General features: G+C 72.3%; 19 protein-coding genes. 10 read left to right on the forward strand and 9 right to left on the reverse strand.

From position 1 onward, the window contains the following. Positions 1-16: 16 nt before the first annotated feature. Together ACH4VO_RS28710 and ACH4VO_RS28715 are read right to left on the reverse strand one after the other, a co-directional pair. Positions 17-1264: a spermidine/putrescine ABC transporter substrate-binding protein gene (locus ACH4VO_RS28710; protein WP_360994600.1), complete on the reverse strand. Its 1248-nt coding sequence runs from the start codon at positions 1262-1264 to the stop codon at positions 17-19. 47 nt (positions 1265-1311) lie between these two features. Further along, positions 1312-2826: a gamma-aminobutyraldehyde dehydrogenase gene (locus ACH4VO_RS28715; RefSeq protein WP_360994603.1), complete on the reverse strand. Its 1515-nt coding sequence runs from the start codon at positions 2824-2826 to the stop codon at positions 1312-1314. A gap of 202 nt (positions 2827-3028) precedes the next feature. Between ACH4VO_RS28715 and ACH4VO_RS28720 the strand changes: the two genes are divergently transcribed. Next, the gene (locus ACH4VO_RS28720; RefSeq protein WP_360994606.1) at positions 3029-3583 is read left to right on the forward strand and encodes an NADAR family protein; all 555 of its coding nucleotides are present in this window, start codon (positions 3029-3031) and stop codon (positions 3581-3583) included. Positions 3584-3637: 54 nt separating this feature from the next. Here ACH4VO_RS28720 and ACH4VO_RS28725 read toward each other — a convergent pair whose 3' ends face one another. Then, positions 3638-4288, reverse strand: a complete 651-nt coding sequence (locus tag ACH4VO_RS28725) for a DUF4190 domain-containing protein (RefSeq protein WP_360994609.1) — start codon at positions 4286-4288, stop codon at positions 3638-3640. A gap of 118 nt (positions 4289-4406) precedes the next feature. Between ACH4VO_RS28725 and ACH4VO_RS28730 the strand changes: the two genes are divergently transcribed. Continuing rightward, positions 4407-5441, forward strand: coding sequence for an adenosine deaminase (locus tag ACH4VO_RS28730; protein WP_360994611.1), 1035 nt, complete (start codon positions 4407-4409; stop codon positions 5439-5441). Between the two features lie 23 nt (positions 5442-5464). Continuing rightward, positions 5465-6223 (forward strand): glycerophosphodiester phosphodiesterase, encoded by a 759-nt coding sequence (locus tag ACH4VO_RS28735; RefSeq protein ID WP_360994614.1) that lies wholly within the window; start codon positions 5465-5467, stop codon positions 6221-6223. 199 nt (positions 6224-6422) lie between these two features. Here ACH4VO_RS28735 and ACH4VO_RS28740 read toward each other — a convergent pair whose 3' ends face one another. After that, a complete protein-coding gene (locus ACH4VO_RS28740) occupies positions 6423-6962 on the reverse strand; it encodes a hypothetical protein (RefSeq protein ID WP_360994617.1) in 540 nt (179 codons plus the stop codon). A gap of 128 nt (positions 6963-7090) precedes the next feature. After that, positions 7091-8530: a gamma-aminobutyraldehyde dehydrogenase gene (locus ACH4VO_RS28745; protein ID WP_360994620.1), complete on the reverse strand. Its 1440-nt coding sequence runs from the start codon at positions 8528-8530 to the stop codon at positions 7091-7093. A 178-nt stretch (positions 8531-8708) separates the two neighbouring features. Here ACH4VO_RS28745 and ACH4VO_RS28750 point away from each other — a divergent pair, with 178 nt between their 5' ends. From ACH4VO_RS28750 to ACH4VO_RS28770, 5 genes are all read left to right on the forward strand, one after another. Then, the gene (locus tag ACH4VO_RS28750) at positions 8709-9200 is read left to right on the forward strand and encodes an Lrp/AsnC family transcriptional regulator (protein ID WP_069170433.1); all 492 of its coding nucleotides are present in this window, start codon (positions 8709-8711) and stop codon (positions 9198-9200) included. After that, entirely contained in the window at positions 9185-10564 is a 1380-nt protein-coding gene (locus ACH4VO_RS28755) for an aspartate aminotransferase family protein (protein WP_360994623.1), read from the forward strand. The genes ACH4VO_RS28750 and ACH4VO_RS28755 overlap by 16 nt, the downstream gene beginning before the upstream one ends. A 216-nt stretch (positions 10565-10780) precedes the next feature. Further along, positions 10781-11518, forward strand: coding sequence for an ATP-binding cassette domain-containing protein (locus tag ACH4VO_RS28760; protein WP_360994626.1), 738 nt, complete (start codon positions 10781-10783; stop codon positions 11516-11518). Further along, positions 11500-12663, forward strand: a complete 1164-nt coding sequence (locus ACH4VO_RS28765) for a hypothetical protein (protein ID WP_360994628.1) — start codon at positions 11500-11502, stop codon at positions 12661-12663. Before ACH4VO_RS28760 ends, ACH4VO_RS28765 begins: the two co-directional genes overlap by 19 nt. Positions 12664-12697: 34 nt before the next feature. Then, positions 12698-13822, forward strand: coding sequence for a Rossmann fold nucleotide-binding protein (locus tag ACH4VO_RS28770; protein WP_360994631.1), 1125 nt, complete (start codon positions 12698-12700; stop codon positions 13820-13822). A 140-nt stretch (positions 13823-13962) separates the two neighbouring features. Here the strand turns inward: ACH4VO_RS28770 and ACH4VO_RS28775 are convergent, their stop codons facing one another. Together ACH4VO_RS28775 and ACH4VO_RS28780 are read right to left on the reverse strand one after the other, a co-directional pair. Next, positions 13963-15105 carry a glycosyltransferase family 4 protein gene (locus ACH4VO_RS28775; protein WP_360994634.1) on the reverse strand — a complete coding sequence of 381 codons (1143 nt, stop codon included), beginning with the start codon at positions 15103-15105 and terminating at the stop codon, positions 13963-13965. Continuing rightward, a complete protein-coding gene (locus ACH4VO_RS28780; protein WP_360994637.1) occupies positions 15102-16358 on the reverse strand; it encodes a hypothetical protein in 1257 nt (418 codons plus the stop codon). Before ACH4VO_RS28780 ends, ACH4VO_RS28775 begins: the two co-directional genes overlap by 4 nt. Positions 16359-16501: 143 nt before the next feature. Here ACH4VO_RS28780 and ACH4VO_RS28785 point away from each other — a divergent pair, with 143 nt between their 5' ends. Together ACH4VO_RS28785 and ACH4VO_RS28790 are read left to right on the forward strand one after the other, a co-directional pair. Continuing rightward, positions 16502-17728 carry a sensor histidine kinase gene (locus tag ACH4VO_RS28785; protein ID WP_360994640.1) on the forward strand — a complete coding sequence of 409 codons (1227 nt, stop codon included), beginning with the start codon at positions 16502-16504 and terminating at the stop codon, positions 17726-17728. Continuing rightward, positions 17722-18396, forward strand: a complete 675-nt coding sequence (locus tag ACH4VO_RS28790) for a response regulator transcription factor (RefSeq protein ID WP_360994643.1) — start codon at positions 17722-17724, stop codon at positions 18394-18396. Before ACH4VO_RS28785 ends, ACH4VO_RS28790 begins: the two co-directional genes overlap by 7 nt. Here the strand turns inward: ACH4VO_RS28790 and ACH4VO_RS28795 are convergent. Further along, complete coding sequence (locus tag ACH4VO_RS28795) at positions 18390-19418, reverse strand: ABC transporter ATP-binding protein (RefSeq protein ID WP_360994645.1); 1029 nt, start codon at positions 19416-19418, stop codon at positions 18390-18392. The two genes, ACH4VO_RS28790 and ACH4VO_RS28795, sit on opposite strands and share 7 nt — an antisense overlap. 2 nt (positions 19419-19420) lie before the next feature. Further along, positions 19421-21034, reverse strand: a complete 1614-nt coding sequence (locus tag ACH4VO_RS28800; RefSeq protein WP_360994648.1) for an iron ABC transporter permease — start codon at positions 21032-21034, stop codon at positions 19421-19423. Positions 21035-21040: the final 6 nt, after the last annotated feature.

Genomic DNA, 21040 nt, shown 5'->3' on the forward strand with positions numbered 1-21040 from the left:
GGAGGGGACGGGCCGGTCAGGCGCCGATGAGCTTGGCGAACTTCTCCTCGTACGCCGTCTCTTCCTCGGCACTGAGCGAGCGGAAGGCGTGCGACTTCGCGGCCATCGCCCTGTCCGGGAGGATCAGGGTGTTGGCCGCCATGGACTCGTCGATCTTCGCGAGTTCACCGGCGACCCCGTCGACCGGGCAGACGTAGTTGATGTACGCGGCGAGCTGGGCGGCGACCGGGGGCTCGTAGTAGTAGTCGATGAGCTTCTCGGCGTTGGTCTTGTGCCGGGCCCTGGCCGGCACCAGCATGTTGTCGCTGGAGGTGATGTAACCGGCGGCCGGGATGCTGAACTTGATGTCGGGGTTGTCGGCCTGGAGCTGGATGATGTCGCCGGCCCAGGCGACGCAGGCCGCGATGTCGCCCTTGCTGAGGTCCGCGGTGTAGTCGTTGCCGGTGAAGCGGCGGATCTGCTTCTTGTCGACGCCCTTCTGGATCCGGCCTATCGCCGCGTCGTAGTCGGCGTCGGTGAACGAGCCGGGGTCCTTGCCCATGTCGAGGAGCGTCATGCCGACCGAGTCGCGCATCTCGGAGAGGAAGGAGACCCTGCCCTTGAGCTTCGGGTCGTCCAGGAGTTGGGTGACGGAGTCGACCTTGCGGCCGCCGGTCGCCTTCGCGTTGTAGGCGATGACGGTCGGGATGCCGGTCCAGGGGTAGGAGTAGGCGCGTCCGGGGTCCCAGTCGGGGGTGCGGAACTGGGCGGACAGGTTGGCGAAGGCGTGCGGCAGGTTGGCCGGGTCGAGCTTCTGCGCCCAGCCGAGCCGGATGATGCGGGCGGCCAGCCAGTCGGTGACGATGATGAGGTCGCGGCCGGTGTCCTGACCGGCCGCGAGCTGCGGCTTGATCTTCCCGAAGAACTCGACGTTGTCGTTGATGTCCTCGGTGTACTTGACCGCTATCCCGGTGCGTTTCGTGAACGCCTCCAGCGTGGGACGGCTCTTCTCGTCCTCGCTGACGTCCATGTACTCGGTCCAGTTGGAGAAGTTGATCCTCTTCTCCGCTGCCGAGTGGTCGTCCGACGCCGCGGCGTCGCCTTCCCGCTTCGCGGGCGGGATGCCGCACGCGCTCAGCGTGCCGAGACCACCGAGTGCGAGGGCGCCCATGCCCGACGCGCGAAGGAGTGAGCGGCGGGTGAGTGCGCCCCTGCCGCCTGTCGTGCTTCGCCTCATGGCCGCGAGTTGCGGTGCGGAGAGGCGCTCGGGCTCGTACTGCTCCATACGCGTTGCCCTTCCGGGTGGGTGGGGCCGCCGGGCGGCGGCCGTTGCTATCGGTCCCCGAAGACGGTGCGGTGCCAGTCCTTCCTGGCCACCGCGGTGTTGTCGTACATGACGTGCTTCACCTGCGTGTACTCCTCGAAGGAGTACGCCGACATGTCCTTGCCGAATCCGCTGGCCCGGAATCCGCCGTGCGGCATCTCGCTGATGATCGGGATGTGGTCGTTGATCCACACGCAGCCGGCCGCGATCTCCCGCGTGGCGCGGTTGGCCCGGTACAGGTCGCGGCTCCAGGCGGAGGCGGCGAGTCCGTAGGGGGTGTCGTTGGCGAGGCGGATCCCCTCGTCGTCGGTGTCGAAGGGCAGCACCACCAGGACGGGGCCGAAGATCTCGGAGCTGACGATCTCGCTGTCCTGGGCGGCGCCCGTGACGAGGGTCGGCCGGTAGTAGGCGCCGTCCGCGAGTGCCCCGCCGGGTGCCTCGCCGCCGGTGACGACCGTGGCGTAGGCGCGGGCCCGTTCGACGAAACCGGCGACCCGGTCGCGGTGCGGGTGGCTGATCAGCGGGCCGAGGTCGGTCGACGGGTCGAGGGGGTCGCCCAGGCGCACGGTCTCCATCAGGGCGGCGACACCGGTCACGAAGGCGTCGTACAGCGGGCGCTGGACGTAGGCGCGGGTGGCGGCCGTGCAGTCCTGGCCGGTGTTGATGAGCGCTCCGGCGACCGCTCCGTTGACCGCGGCGTCGAGGTCGGCGTCGTCGAACACGAGGAACGGCGCCTTGCCGCCGAGTTCCAGGTGGAGGCGCTTGACGGTGGAGGTGGCGATCTCGGCGACGCGCTTGCCCACGGCGGTGGAGCCGGTGAAGGAGGTCATCACGACGTCGGGGTGGCCGACGAGGTGTTCGCCCGCGTCCTTCCCGGCGCCCGAGACGATGTTGATCACGCCGTCCGGGATACCTGCCAGGGTGGCGGCCTGCGCGAACATCAGCGAGGTGAGCGGGGTGATCTCCGCAGGCTTCAGCACGACGGTGTTGCCCGCCGCGACGGCGGGGAGGATCTTCCAGGCGGCCATCTGCAGCGGGTAGTTCCAGGGAGCGATGGAGCCGATGACGCCGATGGCCTCGCGGCGTACGTAGGAGGTGTGGTCGCCGCTGTACTCGGCGGCCGACCTGCCTTCCAGGTGACGGGCGGCGCCCGCGAAGAACGCGGCGTTGTCGACCGTGCCCGGCACGTCGAACTCGGTGGCGAGCTTGACGGGCTTGCCGCACTGGAGCGTCTCGGCGTACGCCAGGTCGTCCGCCTGCTCGGCGAGCACGGCGGCGAACCGGTGCAGCAGCGCGGACCGCTCGGCGGGTGTGGCGCCGGACCAGCCGGGAAACGCGTCGCGGGCGGCGAGGACGGCGGCGTCGACATCGGCCGTGCCCGCCAGTTCGTAGCGGTACACCGGCTGTCCGGTGGCCGGGTTCACCACCTCCTGGTGGCGCCCCGAGGTGCCGGGGCGCAGCCGGCCGGCGATGTACTGCGCGCCCTCGGCGAAGCGGTCCTGCACGTGGAAACCGTTGCCCATCACGCTCTCCTCCGCCGTCCCGTGACCACGGGCGGCGTAGCTCTGTCTCGAATTGATTGCCGATCCTGACAGAGAGGCCTGTCCGCAACAAGTGATTCCGTTGTTGCCTTTTGGTTACGCGACGGAATCTGTCGACCATGTGTCGCGTGGCTACGGAAAACCCGGTACGGACTGTCCGTGGCGGATGCCAGACTCGGCTGCCATGGGACCGGAACTCAGGGATGCTCTCGTGGCGCGGACGGCACGCGGCGACCAGGTGAAGTACCTGCCGTTCTGGGGGCACCGCCCCCGGCCGGACGGCAGGCTCTCGGAGAGCTGTCTCAGCCAGTGGTGGCCGTCGCCGTTCACGGTCGGCGGGGTCACCTACGCCTCGGCCGAGCACTGGATGATGGCCGGCAAGGCACGGCTCTTCGGTGACGCGGAGGCCGCGGAGCGGGCCGTCGCGGCGAGCAGTCCGGCAGCCGCCAAGAAGGTGGGCCGGCTCGTCCGGGACTTCGACGAGGACGTGTGGGTGCGGGAGCGGTACGCCCTGGTGGTGGCGGGCAGCGTCCACAAGTTCGGCCAGGACCCGGCGCTGCGCGCCTATCTGACCGGCACCGGGGAGCGGGTGCTCGTCGAGGCGAGTCCGCTGGACCGGATCTGGGGCATCGGGCTCGGCAAGGACGATCCGCGGACGGCCGACCCGGCCGCCTGGCGGGGGCTGAACCTGCTGGGCTTCGCACTCATGGAGGCGCGGGCGCGGCTGCGCGCGGTATGAGACGGCCCGGGGCGGGGGTTTCTCCCCCGTCCCGGGCGGTGTCCTCGGAGCGGGTCAGCGCGTGGCGCCGACGACCAGGGACGTGGCGTACGGGTCGTCGTACTCGAAGTCGCTGCCACCCTCGTCGTTGGCGATCGCCCAGATCAGGAAACCGAGGAAGATCGCGCTGATCACGATCGACACCGCTCCCAGGATGATGCCGGCGAGCGCCATGCCCCCGTTGGTCGCCTCGCCCCGCTTGGCACGGCCGCGGCCGATGATGCCGAAGATCAGCGCGAGGATGCCGAGGATGATCCCGAAGCCCCACATGCAGAAGCCGACGACGGCGATGATGCCGAGCACCATGGCGGCTACCCCGAGGCCGTTGGCGGGCGCGGGCCCCCAGGCCGGCTGGCCGCCGTAGCCGGGGTAGCCCGGATAGCCGTACTGCCCCCCGGGCGCCCCGGGGCCGTTCGGGGCGACGGGGGGCGCGGGGACGGGCGGCGCGGAAGCGGCCGGCTGGGGCGGGCCGAAGCCTCCGGCCGCCCCGGGTATCGGCCCGGTGCCCGGGTCCGCGCCCGGCAGGGACGTGACGGTCGGCTGGTCGTGCACGGCCGGCGGACGGGCGTCGGCCGGCGACTTGCCGAGGTCCACCCTGCTCTCCGGTGGCGCCCACGGATCGCGCGGCGCGGCCCCGCCTCCTGGCTGCTCTGTGTTGTCTGACATGGGCCTCCCCCATCGTGGTTCCGCCATGCTACGGCCCGGGGTCGGGCCGCGGAGTCACCCCTACGATGATCGGTGCAGCCGGGCCGCCCGGCCGAGATACGAGACCCGGGAGAATCCGATGAACGCTCTGCACCCCTTCGTCGCGGGGCTGCCCAAGGCCGAGCTCCACGTCCACCACGTCGGTTCCGCCTCGCCGCGCATCGTCGCCGAACTGGCGGCCCGCCACCCCGACTCCAAGGTCCCCACGGACCCGGAGGCCTTGACGGACTTCTTCACCTTCACGGACTTCGGGCACTTCATCGACGTCTACCTCTCGGTGGTGGACCTGGTCCGCACGCCCGAGGACGTCCGGCTGCTGACCTTCGAGATCGCCCGGGACATGGCCCGGCAGAACATCCGGTACGCGGAGCTGACGGTCACCCCGTTCAGCTCGACCCGCAGGGGGATCCCGGAGCAGGGCTTCATGGAGGCCATCGAGGACGCCCGCACGTCCGCCGAGGCCGAACTCGGCGTCGTCCTGCGCTGGTGCTTCGACATCCCGGGCGAGGCGGGCCTGGAGGCAGCCGAGGAGACCACCCGCCTCGCGGTGGACCTGCGGCCCGAGGGACTCGTCTCCTTCGGCCTCGGCGGGCCCGAGATCGGGGTGGACCGGCCGCAGTTCAAGCCGTACTTCGACCGGGCGATCGCCGAGGGCCTGCACTCCGTCCCGCACGCCGGGGAGACCACCGGCCCGCAGACCGTCTGGGACGCGCTGACCGCGCTGCGCGCCGAGCGCATCGGCCACGGCACCAGCTCGGCCCAGGACCCGCGGCTGCTGGAGCACCTCGCCGAGCACCGCATCGCGCTGGAGGTCTGCCCTACGTCGAACATCGCCACCCGTGCCGTCACCGACCTGGACCTGCACCCGGTGAAGGAGATGGCAAAGGCCGGCGTCCTCGTCACGATCAACAGCGACGACCCGCCGATGTTCGGGACCGACCTGAACAACGAGTACGTGGTCGCGGCACGGCTGCTCGGCCTCGACGAGCGCGGCGTCGCCGGCCTCGCGAAGAACGCCGTGGAGGCGTCGTTCCTCGACCCGGCCGGCAAGCGGGCCCTGGCCGCCGAGATCGACACGTACACGGCGAACTGGCTGGAGGGTCCCGGCCGATGACCCCGGCTGGCCACAATGACCCCATGGACAACTCCGTCACCGTCGTGGCCCACCGCGGCGACCCCTACCGCGCCCGGGAGAACACGCTCCCCTCGATCCGGTCCGCCGTCGAACGGGGGGCGGACGCGGTCGAGATCGACGTCCGCGTGACCCGCGACGGGGTGCCGGTGCTCCTCCACGACTCCACCCTGGAGCGCCTGTGGGGGCACGAGGTCCGTCTGGACCGGCTCGGCCACCGTGAGCTGACCGAGATGACCCGGGGCGGCGTGCCCACGCTGCGCGACGCGCTGCTGGCGACGGACGGCCACCGGATCATGGTCGACCTGCCCGGCTCCACGGACGCGTCGGTACGCCGGATCGTCGACGTGGTGCACGAGTGCGGGGCTGCCGGGAGGGCGTACTACTGCGCCGACACGCAAGCCATGCTCCGGGTGCGCGCCGCCGACCCGGCCGCCGAGATCGCCCTGACCTGGACGACGCCGGCCCCTCCTCGCCCGGTACTCCTCGCGGCCGTGCGGCCGCGCTGGCTGAACTACCGGTTCGGGCTGGTGGGTCGCGAACTGACGGACCGGGTCCACCGCGACGGGCTGCTGGTCTCCGCCTGGACCGCCGACACCAAGCGCACGATGCGCCGGCTGCTGTCGTACGGTGTCGACTCCATCACCACCAACCGCGTCGACGCACTGCGCTCGGTGCTCGACCGCGGCGCGCGACCCGCGGTTCCCGGCCGGCGCCGGCGCCCGGTCCGTCCGGCAGCAGATCCGGTGCCCGACCGTCCGTGATGCCTCGCCCGGCGCCCCGGGAGGGGACGTGAGCGAGCCCGGCCCACCGCGCGGACCCGCCCCCGCCCGCACACGGTCGGACGCCGCCCGGCACGCGCGGGTGTGGAGCCACCGGCCGGGCGGCGAGGACATCCCCGCCTCCGGCAGCCCGGTGGCCACGTAGTCGACGTTCCGGAGGTGGCGCCCGGGAAGGCCTGGGTCAGACCGCGGGGACGGGTGCGGGCGGGTCGGCCGGCGCCCCCTCCAACGACTCCAGGCGCTTGATCATGCGCCGCACGACGAGCAGCGGGATGACGCCGAAGACCCCGAACGACATGTCGATGACGGACCACCAGAATGGGATGTCCCGGATCGGCCCGCAGATCAGGGCCAGCGGGATGATCCCGGCGCAGGCGATCATCCCGAACTCGACGACCCAGATGTTGCGGACCGGATCGCGGTAGGGCCCGTGGAAGGCGACCGCGATGACCAGGTGGGCGAAGGCCAGCCAGTCGGTGCCGTACAGCACGAAGGGGTACCGCGCGTCGGCCTCGTCGAGACCGGTGCGGACCCGGGTGATCCACTCGGCGAGGGCGGGGAAGTGCTCGGGCACGGGAGAGGCGGAGGAGTTCATCAGGTCCTCGGCCCAGCGGAGTTCGTGGACCAGCGGGAAGGCGGTCAGCCCGCTCAGGACCAGGCAGACGATGAAGACGGCCAGCCACACGCGTATGCGCCTCAGAAGGGCGCCTCGCTCGCTCATGCCCGCAGCGTACGCCCCACATGAACACGTTCAACTCCGGGGGTGACGGCGGCCGTTCGGCCCTCGTCCCGGCGCACGGGAACGGCCCCGGGCAGGAGCCCGGGGCCGTCCGTCTGCGGGGCGGCCCGTCAGCCGTCCAGCGACGTCATGACGTGCTTGATCCGCGTGTAGTCCTCGAAGCCGTACGCGGAGAGGTCCTTGCCGTAGCCGGACTTCTTGAAACCGCCGTGCGGCATCTCGGCGACGAGCATGATGTGGGTGTTGATCCACACACAGCCGAAGTCGAGGTTCTTGGACATCCGCATCGCGCGGGCGTGGTCCTTCGTCCAGACCGACGAGGCCAGTGCGTACTCCACGCCGTTGGCGTAGGCGAGCGCCTGGGCCTCGTCCGTGAAGGACTGCACCGTGATGACGGGGCCGAAGACCTCGTGCTGGATGATCTCGTCGTCCTGCTGGAGACCGGAGACGACGGTCGGGGCGTAGAAGTACCCCTTGTCACCGACCCGGTGGCCGCCCGCCTCGACCTTGGCGTGCGCCGGGAGCCGCTCGATGAACCCGCTGACCTGGGCCAGCTGGTTGGCGTTGTTGAGCGGCCCGTAGAGCACGCCCTCCTCGTCCGGCGCACCCGTCTTCGTGTCGGCCGCCGCCTTGGCGAGGGCGGTGACGAACTCGTCGTGGACCGACTCGTGCACCAGGACGCGGGTGGCGGCCGTGCAGTCCTGGCCGGCGTTGAAGTAGCCGGCGCCGGAGATGCCCTCGACGGCCTTGGGGATGTCGGCGTCCTCGAAGACGACGACCGGGGCCTTGCCGCCGAGCTCCAGGTGGACGCGCTTGAGGTCCTTGGCCGCGGACCCGGCCACCTCCATGCCGGCCCGTACGGAGCCGGTGATGGAGGCCATCGCCGGGGTCGGGTGCTCGACCATGGCGCGGCCCGTGTCACGGTCACCGCAGATGACGTTGAAGACGCCCTTGGGCAGGATCTGCCCGATGATCTCCGCGATCAGCACGGTCGACGCCGGGGTGGTGTCGGACGGCTTGATGACGACGGTGTTGCCCGCGGCGAGCGCCGGGGCGAACTTCCAGACGGCCATCATCATCGGGTAGTTCCACGGGGCGACCTGGGCGCAGACGCCCACCGGCTCACGGCGCACGATGGAGGTCAGGCCCTCCATGTACTCGCCGGCCGAGCGGCCCTCCAGCAGCCGGGCGGCGCCCGCGAAGAAGCGGATCTGGTCCACCATCGGCGGGACCTCTTCGGTACGGGTGAGCTCCAGCGGCTTGCCGGTGTTCTCCGACTCCGCCGCGATGAGGTCCTCCGCCCGCTCCTCGAACGCGTCCGCGATCTTCAGCAGCGCCTTCTGGCGGTCGGCGGGCGTCACGTCGCGCCACGCGGGGAAGGCGGCCGCGGCGGCTTCCATGGCGGCGTCGACGTCGGCCTGTCCGGAGAGCGGCGAGGTCGCGTAGACCTCTTCCGTCACCGGGTTGACCACGTCGATGGTCCGCCCGTCCGCGGCGTCCCGGAACTCTCCGTTGATGTAGTTGCGCAGACGGCGCACCTCGGTGGTCACAACCACCCCTCCTGTCGGCTGTCCGATGAGTGAGACACCCCAGCCTAGACGGTCCGGTGACGCTTTCGACATACCCGCCGCTCAGTCACTTCGGATTCAGTGTGAAAAAGACCCCCGGACAACGAATTTCATTGAATCAGGGTTGCCAGACAGACGAGTACCGAGGCAGAGTGGGGACGTGGCCAGTCGTAGCGCAGACTCCAGGACCGGGAACGGATCGTCACCAGCGGTCGATGCCGTCTCCCTCGCGATCATCGAGCAGCTCCAGGAGGACGGACGCCGTCCGTACGCCGCGATCGGCAAGGCCGTCGGCCTCTCCGAAGCGGCTGTACGCCAGCGCGTGCAGAAGCTGCTCGACCAGGGCGTGATGCAGATCGTCGCCGTCACCGACCCGCTCACCGTGGGCCTGCGGCGCCAGGCGATGGTCGGCATCAACGTCGAGGGCGACCTCGACCCGGTGGCCGAGGCTCTGGCGGCCATGGCCGAGTGCGAGTACGTGGTGATGACCGCGGGCTCGTTCGACCTGATGGTGGAGATCGTCTGCGAGGACGACGACCACCTGCTGGAGACGATCAACAAACGCATCCGGGCCATTCCCGGAGTGCGCTCCACCGAGAGCTTCGTCTACCTCAAGCTCAAGAAGCAGACCTACATGTGGGGAACCCGATAGCCGTGAGCAAGGACCTCAGCCGAACCGCGTACGACCACCTGTGGATGCACTTCACCCGCATGTCGGACTACGAGAACGCGCCCGTTCCCACCATCGTGCGTGGCGAGGGCACCTACATCTACGACGACCAGGGCAAGCGCTACCTCGACGGCCTCTCCGGCCTGTTCGTGGTCAACGCGGGCCACGGCCGTCACGAGCTCGCCGAGACGGCGTACAAGCAGGCGCAGGAGCTGGCCTTCTTCCCGGTGTGGTCCTACGCCCACCCGAAGGCCGTCGAGCTCGCCGAGCGGCTCGCCGACTACGCCCCGGGCGACCTGAACAAGGTCTTCTTCACCACCGGCGGCGGCGAGGCCGTCGAGACGGCGTGGAAGCTGGCGAAGCAATACTTCAAGCTCACGGGCAAGCCGACCAAGTACAAGGTCATCTCGCGTGCGGTCGCCTACCACGGCACCCCGCAGGGCGCGCTGTCCATCACCGGTCTGCCGGGCCTCAAGGCGCCGTTCGAACCACTGGTCCCCGGCGCGCACAAGGTGCCGAACACCAACATCTACCGCGCCCCGCTCTTCGGTGACGACCCGGAGGCCTTCGGCCGCTGGGCCGCCGACCAGATCGAGCAGGAGATCCTCTTCGAGGGCGCCGACACCGTCGCCGCGGTCTTCCTCGAGCCCGTGCAGAACGCCGGCGGCTGCTTCCCGCCGCCGCCCGGGTACTTCCAGCGCGTGCGCGAGATATGCGACAAGTACGACGTACTGCTGGTCTCCGACGAGGTCATCTGCGCCTTCGGCCGCCTCGGCACGATGTTCGCCTGCGACAAGTTCGGCTACGTACCGGACATGATCACCTGCGCCAAGGGCATGACCTCGGGCTACTCCCCCATCGGCGCCTGCATCATCTCCGACCGGCTGGCCGAGCCGTTCTACGAGGGAGGCAACACCTTCCTGCACGGCTACACCTTCGGCGGCCACCCGGTCTCCGCCGCGGTCGGTCTCGCCAACCTCGACATCTTCGAGCGCGAGGGCCTCAACCAGCACGTCCTCGACAACGAGAACGCCTTCCTCACCACGCTGCAGAAGCTGCACGACCTGCCGATCGTCGGCGACGTGCGCGGCAACGGCTTCTTCTACGGCATCGAGCTGGTCAAGGACAAGGCCACCAAGGAGACGTTCACCGACGAGGAGACCGAGCGCGTCCTGTACGGCTTCCTCTCCAAGGCGCTGTACGACCACGGCCTCTACTGCCGGGCCGACGACCGCGGCGACCCGGTCGTCCAGCTCGCGCCGCCGCTGATCTCCGACCAGTCGACCTTCGACGAGATCGAGGGCATCCTGCGGACCGTCCTGACAGAGGCCTGGACGAAGCTCTGACCGGCGCTCCGGGGTCGCCCGCACGGCTCCCGGAAGTCATTTCATACGGTCCACCGCGGCCCGAATGCACCCGTCCGAGTGAGAAGGGGAGCGTCCGGGCCGCGTGCTGTACCGACACCCCGGTCCTACTACCTAGCGTGCCCTGTGACCCATCGGCCTTGTCTTCGTTCCCCCGTACGGGGGATGTGAGATCTGATCCGAACCGAGGTGTACGCCATGGTTGCCCCGCCGGACAACGACGTGCTCTGGGCACGTTCCCTGCAGCACTCCCACAACGGATCGCCGGGGCTCGGCGGTGTGTCCCTCGGTGTCCGCGACGGCGAGATCCTCGCCGTGACGGGACCCCGCGGGAGCGGGAAGACGACGCTCCTGCACTGCCTCTCCGGCCAGCTCGTGCCCCAGGAGGGCGAGGTCTGGTTCAACAGCGTCCCCGTGCACACCATGGGCCCGCGGATGCGCGAACAGCTGCGTCGCGACCGCTTCGGCTGGATCGCCGCCGAGCCCCAGCTCGTACCGGAGCTGACCACCTGGGAGAACGCCGCCCTGCCGCTGCTGCTGCGCGGCGTCTCCCACCGGGCGGCGAAGAAGGCGGCCACCGAGTGGCTGGAGCGCCTCGACATCGGTCCGCTCGCCAAGAAGCGTCCGCACGCCCTGCTGCAGGCCCAGCGCCAGCGGATCTCCGTCGCCCGCGCCCTGACCGCCTCACCGACGGTGATCTTCGCCGACGAGCCGACCGCCTCGCTGCACCGGGCTGAGCGCGCACTGCTGCTGCGCACCCTGACCACTGCGGCCCGGTCCCACGGCATCACGGTCGTACTCGCCACCCACGACCCGGAGATCGCCACCCTCGCCGACCGCACGGTCGCCCTGCTGGACGGCCGCCGCGTCACCACCGTCGCCCTGCCCGCCGCGTCCGATACGGAAGGCCGCTCGGCGTGCTCGCTCTCCGTCTGACCCGCGGTTCCCACCCCCTGGTCCTGGTCCGGCGGCTGCTCCTCGCCTCGGCGTCGGCGGGGGTCGGCTTCCTGCTCCTGTGCACCCTCGGGTACGCGTCCGGGCATCCGGCGCACGCCTCGGACTCGGTGCTGCGGCTGCTGTGGTGCGCGGTGCCGCTGGCCGCGACCGTCCAGCTCGCGGTCGCGGTCGCCCGCACGGATCCGAGCACCCGACCGCGCCCCGGGATCTTCGCCGCCGGGCTCGGGCCGGTGCGGCTGTCCGTCCTCGCGGCGGCCTCGACCGCGGTGTCCACCACACTCGGCTCGGTGGTGGCGCTGCTCTTCTTCCTGCACCTGCGGGGGGACCTGACGGGGCTGCCGTTCGACGGCGGCGCGGCCGAGTTCCTGGGCGCGGGGACGCCGTTGCCGCTCGCGGCGGCGCTCACGCTGCTGGCCCTGGTGCCGCTGACCTCGGCCGTGGCCGGTGGACTCGCCCTGCGCTCCCGGCCGGCCGCCCCGTCCGAGGCCCAGGCAACCGAGGAGGAGCTCGCCCCGGCCCCGGTGCCCACGGGGCTGCCGTGGGGGGTGGCGCTCACGGCGGCCGGGCTGGCCGTCGAGGCGTACGCCGGCCGCGGGACGCCGGGCAGCGCCTTCCCGCTGCCCGGGCGACTGGACTCCACCCCGGCGAGCGTGCTGGCGGGCTGGGTCCTCACCGCGATCGGCCTGGCCATGGCGGGGCCCGGCCTCACCTACCTGTGCGGGCGGCTGCTGCAGGCGGTGCGCCCCGGGGCCGTACGCCTCCTGGCGGGCCGGGTGCTGATGGACGAGGCGTGCCGGATCGGGCGCCCGCTCGGCGTCGTCTGCGCGGTGCTGTCGGGCGTGATCGCGGCCACGGCCCTGTACACGGACGGGCCGCGCCCCTTCGGACCGCTCACCACGCTCGGCGCCGTACTCGTCCTCGGCTGCTCGACGGCGACGCTGCTGACCACGGCGCTGGAGGCGAAGCAGTCCCGGGCCCGGACCGCCGAGTCCCTGCTGCGGCTCGGCGCCCCGGCCGCCGTGCTGCGCTCCGCCACCGCCCTGCGCGCGCTGGTGCTGTTGGCCGTCTTCGCCCCACTGACCTGGGCGATCGCGGAGCTGGCGGCCCTTCCGCTGACGGGGTGACAGCCCGCCGGCGGAAGGTCCGTAGCATGACGGCGTGGAGATACCGGACGAGAACACCTACGCACCCGGCGTCGAGATCGAGACGCTCGCCGCATTCGACCTGGCCGTCGCCGCCGGGAGTCTCGCCGGTCACCGGATCCAGGCCGTCGACCTGACGGACCGTGGCGCCGCCCTGCTCGCGACCGACACCCGGGGCGCCGTCTTCCTCGGCTGCCGGATGGACGCCGGCGCGGAGGCCAAGGTACGGGCGGACGGGGCCTTCGTCTTCCCGCCGGTGCCCGGTCTGCCCTTCGACCCGTACCGCGGCCTGCTGTACACCCCCGAAGCCCTGTACGAGGGACTGGCCGAGGGCGGTTACGAGGTGACGCCGGACGCGCTCGCCTACCGCTGGTTCCGGCGGACCGGTACGGACGGCGACGTCTTCTCCTCGATGCTGCGGGCACTGCACGACGACGCGGTCTCCGACGCGCTGGACGAACACCTCGCCGGGGCCCGGGTGGTGGGCGTGATGGGTGGTCATGCCATGGCACGCGGTACGGAGGCCTACCGGGGCGCGGCCGTGCTCGGCAGGGAACTGACCCGCGCCGGCCTGACGGTCGCCACGGGCGGGGGCCCCGGCGCGATGGAGGCCGCCAACCTCGGCGCCCACTCCGCCCCGCACTCCGACGCGATGCTGGCCAAGGCCTGCGAGATCCTCGCCGGCGTACCGTCGTTCAGCCCCTCGGTCACCGACTGGGCGCAGGCCGCCTTCGCCGTACGGGAGCGCTGGCCGGAGGGCGGTTCGTCGGTCGCGATCCCGACGTGGTTCTACGGGCACGAGCCGCCGAACGCCTTCGCCGGCCACATCGCCAAGTACTTCGCGAACGCCGTGCGCGAGGACGGGCTGCTGGCCCGCTCGACGGCGGGCGTCATCTTCCTGCCCGGCGCGGCCGGGACCGTGCAGGAGATATTCGACAACGCGACGCCGAACTACTACGAGTCGCGGTCCGCGCCCACGCCGATGGTGCTGGTGGGCCGCTCGCACTGGACGGAGAAGCTGCCGGCCTGGCCGCTGCTGAGCGCCCTGGCCGCGGGCCGGGCGATGGAGTCGCGTATCGCCCTCGTCGACACGGTGGAGGAGGCCCCGGCGGCGCTCACCCGGCTGACCCGGGAGGGGTGACCGGCTGACCGGCTGCGCGGACGGTGACCGGGGACGGCTGACCGGCTGAACGCGTGGTGCAGGGCGGCGCGTTGTCGATGCCCTCGCGCGGTAACCCCACCCACGGCCCCTGTGTCTCCGGCCGTCCCCGTGCCCAGGTCTCACGCGCCGAGGAGAGCCGCCAGCCGGTCGTACGTCCCGTCCCACCCCCACGCGGCACGCACCCATTCCCAGCCCCGCTCGCCCATGGCCGCCGCCTCCGCCGGGTCCCGCAGGAGCCCGGCGAGCAGGGCCGCGATCGCGGGCACGTCCCGGCCGTCCACGACGTGGCCCGTCTCCCCCTCCCGCACGGCGTCGGGTGCCCCGCCCGAGTCCCCGGCCAGGACCGGGAGTTCGGCAGCGGCCGCCTCTAGGAACACGATGCCCAGGCCCTCCACCTCCAGCCCGCCGCGGCGGGTGCGGCAGGGCATCGCGAAGACGTCGGCCGCCGCGAAGAAGCCGGGCATCGCGCTGTGCGGCTGCCCGCCGGCCAGGACGACGGCGTCCCCGCCTCCGGTGGCCTCGGCCAGCCGTCGCAGGGAGCGCGCGGAGGACCCGTCGCCGACCAGCAGGAGCACCGTGCCGGGTACGGCGCGCCGCACCGCCGGCAGGGCGCGGATCAGCATGTCCTGGCCCTTGCGGGGCACGAGCCGGGCGGCGCAGAGGATCACCGGCCCGTCGCCCAGTCCGTACCGGGCGCGCACCCCCGCGGGGTCGCCTCCGCGCCGGGCCGGGGCGGCGAACGCGTCGCTGTCGACGCCCGGCACCAGGCGCACCATGCGGCGGGCGGCGACCGGCCCGAGCGCGGCGGCGATGGGCGCGCGCGTGGCGGCACCGAGGTAGGTGACCGTGTCGGTCCGGGCTCCGATCCGGCGCAGGAGTGCGCGTGTGCCGGGTGTCCGGGCCCACCACACCTCGTGACCGTGGGTGGTGGCGACGATCCGCCGTATCCCGGCCTCCTGGCGCAGCCGGTCCGCCATGAGGCCGAGCGGCGCGGCGGCCCCGAACCACACGCTGTCGCAGCGGTGGTGGCGGGCGAGCGCCACCGCCCGGGCGGCCACCCGTGCGGTGGGCAGGAGCGTGCCGGACGGGTCGCGGATCACGGGGTAGGGGAGGGCCGCGTCGTGGCCGGCGGCCCCGGGCTCGGACGAGGTGTACACCACGACGGAATCGGCGGGGAAGCGGCGGGTCATCGCGTGGACGAAGGTCTCGATGCCACCCTGGCGCGGCGGGAAGTCGTTGGTGACGACGAGGGTACGGGTCATGGGAGGTCCTTCCGCGCCGGAGCGGGCCGGTGGCCGGCCGCCGCCCACACCGCGAGCGTCAGCGGATAGACGAGGTAGCCGAACCGGCTGGCCGGCATGAAGACGACGGCCAGGGACAGTCCGAGCGCGACCCGCAGCGCGGCGGCGGGTCCGGTCGCCGGTGGCCGTACGAACAGGGACACGGCCATCAGCAGGGCGCTCGCGGCGAGGAGGGCGAGCGCGATGCCACGGCCCGCGGGTACGTGGGCGGCGAGAAGGTGACCGGGCAGGGGACTCGCCGCGGCGGACACGGTGTCGGTCAGGCCGAGCGGGAAGGCGACGACATGGGTGGTGAAGACCCCGGGATCACGCAGGGCGACCGGGAGGACCGGTACGGCGGCCGTGAGCAGGGCGAGCGCGCCGCAGCGCAGTGCCGCACCCGGGCCGCTCCCCCGGGCTGCCGGGTCGTCCTGACTGCCCCTGCGGTTCACCGCCAGCAGCGCCAGGGCCACCGGTAGCGCGGGCCAGGCGGTCCACTTGAGGGCGGCGGCGAGTCCGAGCGCGAACCCCGCACTCCCCGCCGCGCCCCGCCCTGCCCGGGCCAGCCCCAGACACATCAGGCCGACGACGGGCAGGTCGACACCGCCGACGGCGAGTGGCAGTGCGAGGACCGGGCAGGCGGCGAGCCACAGCAGCGGCAGCCCACGCGCGGAGAGGGCCAGCGCGCCGAAGAAGGCGGCCCCCGTCCACAGGCGCGGATCGGTGAGGGGCCCGGTGCCTGCCAGGGCCTGCGGCAGCCCGAAGACGGCCATGCCCGGCAGGTAGGGGTCGAAGTCCGCCGCCACACCGGGGTGCGGGGTGTACGGGCTGCCGGTGGACAGCAGCAGTCCGGCCGAGCGCGCGACGACGGCGACCTCCGACTGCGCCCGGCCCACGGTGAGGAGGATCAGCAGGGGCAGTACCGCCGCCCCCGCGGCGGCCACGGTGAGCACCGTGGCGCCGCGGCCCGTGCGGCCGTTCCGCACGGTGAGCCAGGCCGCCGCCGTGTAGCCGGCCGCACCCACCACCCCCCACACGCGGTGCGGGGTGAGCGTGGAGAGACCCGCGAGAGTCAGTGCCGCCACCGCGCAGGCGGTCCACCACCACGGGCCGTTCAGCGCCTCCTCGTACTGCCGCAGACGGGAGGCGCAACCGCCCGCCCTCCCGCCCCGGATGCCCGTTGCCGCCCGGGGCCGTCCCCGGGCGGGCGGACCGTGAACTGCCGCTTCGCCCATGCGATGGAGGCTAGAAAAGCCCTGGTCACAGGGCGTCACACCAGGATGCGGTCTTCCACGTCAACCCGTGGCATGACAACGCTCGGGGATCTCCACCCCTGCGCCGACGCGGTAACGGCCCACCGTGCCGAACAATGCGTCTCATGAGCGGGACGACCACTGAGGCGGGCAGCGCCCTGGCCGGGCGGGTACGGCAACGGATGCGCGGCTGGGCCGCGGCGCCCGGGTATCCCTGGTGGACCGGGGGCACCCTGACCGCGTTCGCCGTCGTGGAACTGGCCCTCGTGCCGGGCTCGGCGGTCACGGCGTTCGGCGTGCTGATCTGCACGGCGTCCCTGATGTGGCGCCGCTCCCACCCCGCCGTCGGCTTCCTGGCCGTCGGCGGGTCGCTGCTCAGCTTCGGGACCGACGGCAACATGGCGTACGCCACCCTCGCGGGCGCCCTCATGGGCAGTTACACACTGGGACGGCACCGGGTGCAGCATCCGGCGCTGCTGGTGATCTGCGGGGCCCTGGCGTCGCTCACCGTGAACCTGGTGCACATCGACCGCTGGACGCGCGCGGGCTCACCCGGTCTGCCCGTGCTCCAGGGCGGTGACCGGTTCACTCTCGGGCTGTACGCGGAGACGCTGGTGCTGACGGTGATCATTCTGGGGGCCGTGAGCATGGGGGACGCGGTACGGGCCCGGGAGGAGACCCGGCACGAACGGGCGGCCGCGCAGTCGAGGCTGCTCGCGATGGAGCGCCGCCAGGCGGCGGAGGCGGAACGAACGGCCATAGCAAGGGAGTTGCACGACATGATCGCGCACTCGGTCTCCATGATCGCGGTGCAGGCCGAGAGCGCCACGTACACCACCCCGGGACTGTCCGAACCGGCGCGGGACGCCTTTCAGCAGATCGCCGGGACCGCCCGGTCCTCCATGGCGGAACTGCGCCGCCTGCTGGGGGTGCTGCGCACGGGCGCCGAGACCGCGGCGCTGCGGGTCCCCCAGCCGTCGCTGGCCGGACTGGAGGAACTGGTGGAGCAGCACCGCACGGTGGGCGGGTCGGCCGAACTGCACGTCTTCGGCGAGCGGACGGCGCTGCCCGCCTCCTGGGAGCTGTCGGCGTACCGGATCGTGCAGGAGGCTCTGACGAACGCGCGCCGCCACGCGCCCGGGGCGCACACCCGGGTGGAGATCGGCTACCGGCACGGCCTGCTGTCGGTCCGTGTGAGCGACGACGGCCCGGGCCCGTCCGCCGCGGAGCCGGACGGCCGGGGCCACGGGCTGGTGGGCATGGGTGAGCGGGCCGCGCTGCTGGGCGGCCGGCTCACCGCGGGCAGGGGGCCGGCCGGCGGCTTCCTCGTCGAGGCGGAACTGCCGTGGTGATCCGCGTGCTCGTGGCCGACGACCAGGCCGTCGTCCGGACGGGGTTCGTCGGGCTGCTCGGCACCCAGCCCGACATCGAGGTGGTCGCCGAGGCCGAAGACGGCGCCGAGGCCATCCGATGCGCCGCCGAACTCCGCCCGGATCTGGCGCTGTTGGACATACGGATGCCCGGGGTGAACGGCATAGAGGCGGCGCGCGAGATCGTCGCGGCGTCCGGCGGCGCCACCAAGGCCCTGATGCTGACGACGTTCGGCCTCGACGCGTACGTGTACGACGCCCTGGCCGCCGGGGCCGGCGGCTTCCTCCTCAAGGACGCGACCTTTCCGGAACTGCTGCACGCGGTACGGGTGGTGGCGGGCGGACACGCGCTGCTCGCGCCCGAGATCACGAAACGTCTGATCGCCGAGTTCGTGCGGCACCGGCCCGGCCCGGCGCACCCGCGTGATGTGGCGGGCCTCACCGCGCGCGAGGTGGAGGTCCTCCTGCTCATCGCCCGCGGCCTGTCCAACACGGACATCGCCGGCCGGCTGGCCATCACGGACCACACCGTCAAGACGCACATCAACCGGCTGTTCGCGAAGATGGGGCTGCGGGACCGCGCTCAGGCGGTGATCCTGGCGTACGAACGGGGTCTGGTGGTCGCGGGCGGGGAGAACCACCGTCACTGACCGGCCGGGGGCAGCACCACGGTCTCCGCCACGTCGAAGGTGACTCCCACCGCGGCCCCCTCGTCCGGCGTGTCCCGCAGACCGCACTCCGCCTCCAGGGCGGGTCCGTCGCCGGGGTGCAGCACGACGGTCACATGGTGGCCGCGGAAGGTGCGTACTCCGACGGTGCAGCGCAGTCCGTCCTCCGGGCCGCCGATCCGCACCCCGCCCGGCCGGACCAGCAGCTCGCCCGGGCCCTGGGGGGAGCCGCCGGGTACCGGCACCTTGCCCCAGGCCGTGTCGGCGGTCCGGCCGGTGACGGTCGCGTCCACCACGTTGTCGAAGCCGAGGAACCGGGCGACGAAGGCGGACGCGGGTTGCTGCCACACCTCCAGCGGGGTCCCCGCCTGGGCGATCCGGCCGTCCCGCATGACCACCACCCGGTCGGCGAGCGCGAAGGCCTCGCCCTGGTCGTGGGTGACGGCGAGCACCGTCGTGCCCAGCCGGCCGAAGAGGGTGCGCAGTTCGACCACCAGCCGTTCGCGCAGGCTCCGGTCCAGCTGGCCCAGCGGCTCGTCCAGCATCAGCAGCTTCGGGCGGGGCGCCAGCGCCCGGGCCAGGGCGACCCGCTGCTGTTCGCCACCGGACAGGGCGGCGACGGCCCGCCGCCCTGCTCCGGGGAGGCCGACCAGGTCCAGGAGTTCGTCCGCCCTGCGGTCCCGCTCGGCGCGGGAGACTCCGTGCATCCGCAGCCCGAAGGCGACGTTCGCGCCGGCGTCCCGGTGCGGGAACAGCTGGTGGTCCTGGAACATCAGCCCGAGCCCGCGCCGGTGCACGGGCACGGGGGCCTGGTCGGCACCGTCCAGGAGCACCCGCCCGCCGTCCAGTCCCTGCAGTCCGGCGACGGCCCGCAGCAGCGTCGACTTTCCGCTGCCGCTGGGTCCCAGCACACAGACGATCTCGTGGTCGGCGACCTCCAGGTCCACGGCGTCCAGCGCGGTACGCCCGCCGAACCTGACCGTGGCCGACTCCACTGCCAGCATCTCTAGAACTCCCCGGATCGGTCGGTGCGGATACGTTCGAGTACGAGCAGCGACACCGCGCAGACGAGCATCAGAATGGTGCTGAGGGCCATCGCCTGCCCGTAGTTGAGCTCCCCGGACCGCCCCAGCAGCCTCGCCACCGCCACGGGCAGGGTGGGGTTGTCCGGACGGGCGATGAAGACGGTCGCCCCGAACTCCCCGAGTGACACGGCGAACGCGAATCCCGCGGCCACCAGGAGTGCCCGGCGCACCAGCGGCAGGTCCACCTCGCGCCAGGCCCGCAGCGGTGAGGCGCCGAGCACCGCGGCCGCCTCACGCAGCCGTTCGTCCACCGCGCGCAGGACGGGCAGCATGGTCCGTACGACGAACGGGACGCCGACCAGCGCCTGGGCCAGCGGTACGAGGATCCAGGACGTGCGCAGGTCGAGGGGCGGTTTGTCGAGGGTGATCAGGAAGCCGAAGCCGACGGTGACCGCCGACACCCCCAGCGGAAGCATGAGCAGCGCGTCGAAACCACGCACCAGCCGCCCCGCCCGCCGGGTGAGGGCCGCGGCGGCCAGGCCGCCGATCAGGAGGGCGATGAGGGTCGCGACCAGGGCGTAGCGCAGGGAGTTGCCGATGGCGTCGAGCGGGGGGACGAGGAAGGTGGAGCCGCCGGCCTCGGCGGACTGCAGCGCACGGTAGAAGCCGAGACCGTAACCTCCGGACGTGTCCAGCGAGCGTTCCACCAGCACACCGAGCGGCAGCAGGATGAGGAGGAGCACGGTCAGCAGCACACCGCCGAGCAGAGCCCGCTGGCCTGCCCCGCGCGGGGGCCGGGCGGTGGTCGCCGGATCGACCAGCTTCAGGGCCGTCTCCCTGTGCCGTACCGTCCACGCGTGCAGCGCGAGGACGGAGCCGACCGCCGCGAACTGCACCAGGGTCAGCACGGCGGCCGTCGGCAGGTCGAGCAGCTGCGCGGTCTGCCGGTAGATCTCCACCTCCAGCGTGGAGTAGGCGGGGCCGCCGAGGATCTGGACGACTCCGAAGGAGGTGAACGTGAAGAGGAAGACCATCAGGGCGGCGGCGGCCACGGCCGGGGCCAGCGCGGGGAGGGTCACCCGCCGCCAGGCGGCCAGGCGTCCGGCGCCGAGCACCCGTGCGGCCTCCTCCTGGCGGGGGTCGAGCTGGGACCACAGGCCGCCCACGGTCCGTACGACGACCGCGTAGTTGAAGAACACGTGTGCGAGCAGAATCGCCCAGACGGTGGTGTCGAGCCGGATGCCCCACAACTCGTCGAGGAACCCGCCGCGCCCCAGCAGCGCCAGGAAGGCCGTGCCCACGACGACGGTCGGCAGGACGAAGGGCACGGTCACCACGGCCCGCAGCAGTTGTTTGCCGGGGAAGTCGAACCGGGCGAAGACGTAGGCACCGGGCAGCGCGAGCAGGAGGGTAAGCGCCGTCGAGGCGAGGGCCTGCCAGGTGGTGAACCGGAGGACGTCGAGGATGTCCGGCCGGTTCAGTACCTCACCGACCCGGCCGAACTGCCAGACGCCGTCCGCCTTCAGCCCCCGGCCGACGATCGCGACGACCGGGTAGGCGAAGAACAGCGCGAAGAACGCGGCGGGCAGGGTCATGAGGCC

The organism is Streptomyces sp. NPDC020780, assembly GCF_044334475.1.
In the GTDB taxonomy this organism is placed as follows: domain Bacteria; phylum Actinomycetota; class Actinomycetes; order Streptomycetales; family Streptomycetaceae; genus Streptomyces.